The sequence below is a fragment of the Rheinheimera sp. genome, from assembly GCF_036568245.1.
Lineage (GTDB): Bacteria > Pseudomonadota > Gammaproteobacteria > Enterobacterales > Alteromonadaceae > Alishewanella.
This window is the reverse complement of sequence record NZ_DATCSY010000228.1, coordinates 1-7,172: the sequence shown is the minus strand read 5'-3', so window position 1 is coordinate 7,172 and position 7,172 is coordinate 1. Positions and strand designations below refer to the sequence as shown.

The following is a 7,172-nucleotide window of genomic DNA, read 5'->3' as shown; positions in this document are numbered from 1 at the left end:
GCCTCGGTACGCCGTTATTTATTCTTGCCGCTCTGGCGATGGTGGTATTGCCGTTACCGCCATTGCTGCTGGATGTGTTGTTCTCATTTAATATTGCTCTGGCGCTGGTGGTGTTGCTGGTTACCATCTATACGCTGCGTCCGCTTGATTTTGGTGCCTTTCCGGCGATTCTGCTGGTGGCTACTATTATGCGTTTAGCGCTTAACGTCGCCAGTACCCGGGTGGTATTACTTGAAGGCCATGAGGGCGGTGATGCTGCCGGTAAAGTGATCGAAGCCTTCGGCTCTGTGGTCATCGGCGGCAACTATGCCGTTGGTATAGTGGTGTTTTTAATTCTGATCATCATTAACTTTGTGGTTGTCACCAAAGGTGCTGGCCGTATTGCTGAGGTGTCTGCCCGCTTTACCTTGGATGCGATGCCCGGTAAGCAGATGGCCATTGATGCTGATTTAAACTCAGGCCTTATCACGCAGGAAGAAGCCCGGGTGCGCCGGGAAGAGGTTACCAGTGAGGCGGATTTCTACGGCTCGATGGACGGTGCCAGTAAGTTCGTAAAAGGTGATGCGATTGCCGGTATTGTTATTCTGGTGATCAACCTGGTTGGCGGCTTGTTTATCGGCATGATGCAACATGATCTGTCGTTTGGCGATGCGATGGAAATCTACACGCTGCTGACAATAGGTGATGGTCTGGTAGCACAAATTCCATCACTGTTACTGTCTATCGGCACTGCTATCATCGTTACCCGGCAGAATAAATCTGAAAACATGGGCCAGCAGATGACAGATCAGCTGGGCAATGTGCATGTACTGTTTGTGGCTGCAGGCGTACTGACCCTGATGGGGATAGTACCGGGGATGCCGCATTTTGCCTTTTTGTCGCTGGCCGCTGTAGTCGGTGGTCTGGCGTATCTGATGCACAAGCGCAACAACGAAAGCAAAGCTGAACTGGTTAACCGCAACACGACTGATCTGGCACCGGTTGAAACTAATGTTGTCAAAGAAATTGGCTGGGACGACGTGCAGGGCGTTGATACGATAGGTCTTGAAGTTGGCTACCGTTTAATCCCGTTGGTTGATAAGTCTCAGGGCGGCGAACTGCTTAGCCGGATTAAAGGCGTACGTAAAAAACTTTCGCAGGAACTGGGCTTTCTTATTCCGGCAGTGCACATCCGCGACAATCTGGACTTAGAGCCAAATAGCTATCGTATGACACTGATGGGCGTGACCAGCGGTGAAGGTGAGTTACGCCATGATAACGAGCTGGCAATTAACCCTGGCCAGGTCTTTGGCACCGTCAAAGGTATTGCAACCAAAGATCCGGCTTTCGGTCTGGACGCTGTATGGATTGGTAAAGATCAACGCGAACATGCGCAAACCCTGGGTTATACCGTCGTCGATGCCGCTACCGTGGTGGCAACGCATTTAAGTCAGATCCTGACCAATCATGCTGCCAGCCTGCTGGGGCATGAAGAAGTGCAGAATCTGCTGGATATGCTGGCCAAACATTCACCGAAGCTGGTTGAAGGCCTGGTACCGGATACCTTACCGCTAACATCCGTAGTGAAAGTACTGCAAAACCTGCTGAATGAAGGTGTGCCGATCCGCGATATGCGTACCATAGTGCAAACGCTGGTGGAATATGGTGCTAAGAGCCAGGATGTGGATGTACTGACTGCCGCATGCCGTATTGCACTGCGCCGGCTTATCGTGCAGGAAGTGGGCGGCAACCGCAAAGAAATTCCTGTCATTACCTTTGCGCCTGAGCTGGAGCAGATGCTGCACCAGTCAATGCAGGCTGCCGGTAATGACGGTGCCGGTATAGAGCCGGGTCTGGCAGACCGTATTCAGCAGTCTCTGCAGGACGCACATCAGAGCCAGGAATTAAGTGGCGACAGCGCTGTATTGCTAACGTCAGGAATTTTACGCTCAGTCATGGCACGATTCGTGAAATACACCATTCCAGGACTTAGGGTATTGTCATATCAGGAGATCCCTGATGATAAACAAATTCGGATTGTCAGCGTAATAGGCCAGGCAAGTTAGGAGATAACTGATGAAAATCAAACGTTTTGTCGCAAAAGATATGCGCACAGCCTTAACTGAGGTAAAAGAGTTTCTTGGCCCGGATGCTATTATTCTGTCAAACAAAAAGGTTGCTGAAGGCGTCGAGATTGTCGCAGCGATAGATCAGGAGCCTGCACCAGCAGCCAAGCCTGCCCCTGCAGCACAGCCACGACCCGAGCCGCGCTTCAGTGCGACAGTCGCCGATGATGACGAGGCAGAAGCGCCGGCTGACTCACTAAAAGCGTTGTTAGCACGGCAGATGATTAAGCAACAGGTGACACAAAATGCTGCGGCTAAACCGTCGTTGAAGGCCGCAACACAGGAAGCACCGCGAGCTGCACAATTTGAGCGTCAAACTTCTGGCGCGGCGGTAGGCGGCAATACAGTACAGTTAACAGAGCTGACTAAACTGCAGGAGCAGCAGGCAAAGTTAGTGCAACAGCAAATGGATGCGATGCGCAATGAAATGTTGTCTATGCGCCAGCTATTGCAGCATCAGGTCTCAGGTTTAATGTGGCAGGATCTGGCGCGGCGCGAACCAGTACGGGCACTGATTATTGAAAACCTGCAGCAGTTAGGACTGTCTGAACAGGTTGCGGATCAGCTGGCGTGCTTCATGCCGGAAGAGTTGAACAGTGCAGATGCCTGGGAAGTTGCCTTAGAGCTGCTTGCCGGTCAGCTTAGCACAACGAACGACGATATATTGCGTCGCGGTGGTGTAGTAGCCTTAGTTGGCCCTACCGGCGTTGGCAAAACTACAACGGTTGCCAAGCTGGCAGCAGAGTTTGCCAAACGTCATGGTGCAGATCAGGTTGCCCTGATTACCACCGACAGTTACCGGATAGGCGCTTTTGAGCAATTAGCGACATTTGGCCGGATAATCGGTTGTCCGGTAAAACTGGCAAAAGACAGTGATGAGTTGGCGCTGTTAATCAATCAGTTACAACAGCGCAAACTGATATTGATAGATACGGCAGGCATGAGCCAGCGGGATGTGCGTTTGGCAGAAAAACTTGCCAGTCTGATGCATAATAGTCGTGTCAAAATAAAAAGTTATCTGGTATTGTCTGCGACAGCGCAGGCAAGGGTTATGCAGGAAAGCGTCACGCATTTTAAACGTATTCCGTTGTCTGGTTGTATTTTCACCAAACTTGATGAATGCTTAAGTTTAGGCGAAGTGATCAATGTGGCTATTGCAAATGCGCTGCCGGTAAGTTACTTGACGAATGGCCAGCGCGTACCCGAAGATATAGCTGTTGCTGATGCACAGAAGCTGGTGCAGCAAGCAGAGAAATTACGAATTGCACAAAGTAGTACGGTTCACCAGTGGTATAACGACCAGATGAGCCGCGCGGACGGAACCTATGCATAGTCATGAGAATACCGATGATCAAGCCAATGGCCTGAGAAAAATGAATAAGCAGATGGTAAAAGTAATATCAGTTACCGGAGGTAAAGGTGGCGTGGGTAAAACCAACGTTACGCTGAACCTTGCCATGTCACTGGCGCAGCTTGGAAAGCGCGTGCTGGTGCTGGATGCAGATTTGGGCCTGGCGAACTGCGACGTTATGCTGGGGCTGAGAGTAGAAAAAAACTTATCACATGTGCTGGCGGGTGAAGCCGAGCTGGATGATGTGATCATTGATGGTCCTTTTGGCATCAAAATAATACCCGCCACTTCTGGTTCTCAGAACATGACTGAACTGGCGCCGGCTGAACACGCAGGTCTTATCAGAGCATTCAGTGAACTGCAAACGCCGGTTGACGTTTTGTTAGTGGATACTGCTGCGGGTATTTCCGATATGGTGCTGAGTTTCTCAAGAGCATCACAGGATGTTATGGTCGTTGTTTGTGATGAGCCTTCGTCTATTACCGATGCGTATGCATTGATGAAAATTCTCAGTCGCGATCATGGCGTCGAGAAATTTAAGATTGTCGCCAATATGGTCCGTAGCCTGAAAGAGGGGCAGGAACTGTTTGCCAAGCTGACCAGAGTGACGGATCGCTTTTTAGATGTCAGCTTAGAGCTTGTTGCCACTATTCCTTACGATGAAAACGTGCGCAGAGCTGCGCGTAAGCAAAAGGCCTTTGTTGAAGCTTTCCCGAAAACGCCGGCCAGTATGGCGGTGAAAAGTCTGGCATTGAAAGCGGCAAAGTGGCCATTACCAGCCACTGCATCGGGCCATCTGGAGTTTTTTCTGGAACAGCTGGTGCAGCCTCAGACTGATCGGGGGATAGCGTGAACAGTAAAATTGCAGCTTATGGTGGTGTTGACCATATGCAGCAGTTGGTCGAACGCCACGCGCCTCTGGTTAAACGTATCGCTTATCACCTGATGGCGAGATTACCCGCCAGTGTTTTGGTCGATGATTTAATTCAATCGGGTATGATTGGGCTGATAGAGGCGGCCAAAAACTTCGATGGCAGCAAAGGCGCGAGTTTTGAAACCTTTGCCGGCATCCGTATCCGTGGCGCTATGCTCGATGAAATGCGCAGAGGCGACTGGACGCCACGTTCAGTGCACCGCAATGCCCGTTTAATCGCAGAGACGATAGCAGAGCTTGAAGCTGCATATGGCAGAGATATAAAAGATAGTGAAGTTGCTGAAAAACTTGATATATCTTTGGATGAATACCATCATATGCTAAGTGATATCAGCAGCGGCAGAATCATCGGGATTGAAGATCTTGGTGTTTCAGAAGACGTACTGGTAACCTCTGGTGATACTGACTGTGATCATTTATATGAAAGTCAGGCGAGTGAAAGCTTTCATCAGGATTTAGCAAAAACAATCAGTAGTTTACCTGAGCGTGAAGCATTAGTGCTTTCGCTGTATTATAATGACGAACTAAACTTGAAGGAGATCGGGGCTGTGCTTAATGTCAGTGAGTCCCGGATCAGTCAAATCCATAGTCAGGCATTGGTCAGATTAAAAGCCAGAATGCAGGATTGGTTGTAACCTATTCTGAGATAACAGTAATATCTCGTCGGAGGGGATTTTGGATAAGAACATGAAAATTCTTGTGGTAGATGATTTTTCAACCATGAGACGCATAATAAAAAATCTGTTACGTGACCTTGGCTTTACAAATGTATCTGAAGCAGACGATGGCAGCACGGCGTTGCCAATGCTGCAAAATGGCGACTTCGATTTTGTGGTTACTGACTGGAATATGCCAGGTATGCAAGGTATCGATTTGCTTCGGGCAATCCGGGCAGATGCCAAACTAAAACATATTCCGGTGCTGATGGTGACAGCTGAAGCGAAGAAAGAACAAATCATCGCTGCGGCGCAGGCAGGTGTAAATGGTTATATTGTAAAACCTTTTACTGCTGCTACTCTGCAAGAGAAGTTAGCTAAAGTATTTGAACGGATTGGCTAATCGTAACTGACAAAGGAGCGTTGCCATGTCCGCAAGTACGGAGCCTTTAATTTCACTGGAGCAGGCCAGGGAGTTGGTCCAGCTGCTGGAGATGGGAGAGAACGAGTCTGCTAATCAGTTGGTACAGCAATTGGCTGTACCTGGTTCTTCGGAACTGTTTGCTGAAGTTGGAAAACTCACCCGGCAATTACACGATTCACTTAAAAACTTCCAGATAGACCCTTCGCTAAACAGCTTACTCGAGGAAGATATCCCTGACGCGAAAAAACGGCTCAATCACGTTATAGACATGACAGAGCAAGCCGCGAATCGCACCATGGATGCTGTTGAATCCTGTCTGCCTATTGCTGATCAATTGACACAACAACTGGGCAAAATACAGCCGCAGTGGCAGAAGCTAATGCAGCGTCAAATGCAGCTCAGTGAGTTTAAAGTACTGTGTCATAGCCTTGACAGTTTTTTCCAACAGGCGAACAGCGATTCGAAAGCACTAAACTCGTTACTGACCGATGTATTAATGGCTCAGGATTATCAGGACCTGACAGGGCAGATATTGCGCCGGGTGATTGAACTTGTGCGTGAGGTTGAGGAAAGTCTGATTGGTCTGCTGACGGCGTTTGGTCAGTCGAGCCTGATGGCTCAGGCTGAAGCCAAACCAGCTAAGAGCAAACCTAAGGCCCACGAAGCCGAAGGGCCTATTATCGACGCTGCAGAGCGTGATGATGTTGTGAGTGGTCAGGATGACGTTGATGATTTGTTATCCAGCTTAGGTTTTTAACAGAGGTGTCTTTGCATGAGCTTTGATATGGATGAGGATATACTGCAGGACTTCCTGGTAGAGGCCGGTGAAATTCTGGAATTGCTGCAGGAGCAACTGGTTGAGCTGGAGAATAATCCGGACGACGCGAATTTGCTGAATGCCATTTTCCGTGGTTTCCATACTGTGAAAGGTGGTGCTGGGTTTCTGTCATTAACCGAGCTGGTTGATGCCTGTCATGGTGCTGAAAACGTGTTCGATATTCTGCGTACCGGCAAGCGCCGTGTTACCCCAGAACTGATGGACGTTATTCTGCAATCGCTTGATAGTATCAATGCCATGTTTGTTGAAGTGCAGAACCGTCAGCCGCTGACACCGGCGTCAGCCGCTATTCTTGATGCACTGCATTACTACAGCGAACCTGAAACTGCTGGTAGCCCTCCTCCTGCCGTTGCAAAAGCTACACCGGCAAAACCTGAGCCTGCCCCTGCACCCGAGGTTCAGGCGTCGGCTGCCGATGGTAATATAGATGATATTACCGAAGAAGAATTTGAGCAGATGATGGATGAGCTGCACGGTAAAAATAAAGGGCCGGCTGTTACTTCTGCTCCGACAACGGCCACTGCGCCTTCTGTCGATGCCGGTGATGACATCACCGATGACGAATTTGAAGCTATTCTGGATCAGCTGCATGGCAAAGGCTCTTTTATTCCTGACACGGCAGCCAAGCAGTCAGCACCTGCAGAACCTGCAGCAAAAGCCAAAGCGGATGATGAAATTGATGATGCTGAGTTTGAAGCTTTGCTCGATCAATTGCATGGTAAAGGGCAGGGGCCGGCAGCTGTTGCGTCAGCGCCAGCGTCAAAACCCGGCACATCAGAGCCTCAGGCTGCCGCAGCAAAACCTGCGCCGGTAGAAGCCAAAGCCGCACCGGTTGCAGCGCCTGCAGCAGATAAAGCCGCTGCC

At 49.7% G+C, this 7,172-nt stretch carries 7 protein-coding genes; all 7 read left to right on the top strand.

The features are described from left to right. On the top strand, window positions 1-2,045 hold a 2,045-nt coding region (flhA, locus tag VIN66_RS10575), incomplete at its 5' end, for a flagellar biosynthesis protein FlhA (RefSeq protein WP_331923957.1). 10 nt (window positions 2,046-2,055) lie between these two features. Next, window positions 2,056-3,438 carry a flagellar biosynthesis protein FlhF gene (flhF, locus tag VIN66_RS10570; protein WP_331923956.1) on the top strand — a complete coding sequence of 461 codons (1,383 nt, stop codon included), beginning with the start codon at window positions 2,056-2,058 and terminating at the stop codon, window positions 3,436-3,438. 40 nt (window positions 3,439-3,478) lie between these two features. Further along, the gene (locus VIN66_RS10565) at window positions 3,479-4,309 is read left to right on the top strand and encodes a MinD/ParA family protein (RefSeq protein WP_331923959.1); all 831 of its coding nucleotides are present in this window, start codon (window positions 3,479-3,481) and stop codon (window positions 4,307-4,309) included. A gap of 35 nt (window positions 4,310-4,344) precedes the next feature. After that, on the top strand, window positions 4,345-5,025 hold the full coding sequence (locus VIN66_RS10560; RefSeq protein WP_331923958.1) for an RNA polymerase sigma factor FliA: 681 nt from the start codon (window positions 4,345-4,347) through the stop codon (window positions 5,023-5,025). 40 nt (window positions 5,026-5,065) lie between these two features. Then, window positions 5,066-5,449, top strand: coding sequence for a chemotaxis response regulator CheY (cheY, locus tag VIN66_RS10555; RefSeq protein WP_008220031.1), 384 nt, complete (start codon window positions 5,066-5,068; stop codon window positions 5,447-5,449). A gap of 25 nt (window positions 5,450-5,474) precedes the next feature. Continuing rightward, entirely contained in the window at window positions 5,475-6,227 is a 753-nt protein-coding gene (locus VIN66_RS10550; protein ID WP_331923955.1) for a protein phosphatase CheZ, read from the top strand. A 15-nt stretch (window positions 6,228-6,242) separates the two neighbouring features. Continuing rightward, window positions 6,243-7,172 (top strand): Hpt domain-containing protein (locus VIN66_RS10545; RefSeq protein WP_331923954.1); only part of this gene is annotated, 930 nt, incomplete at its 3' end.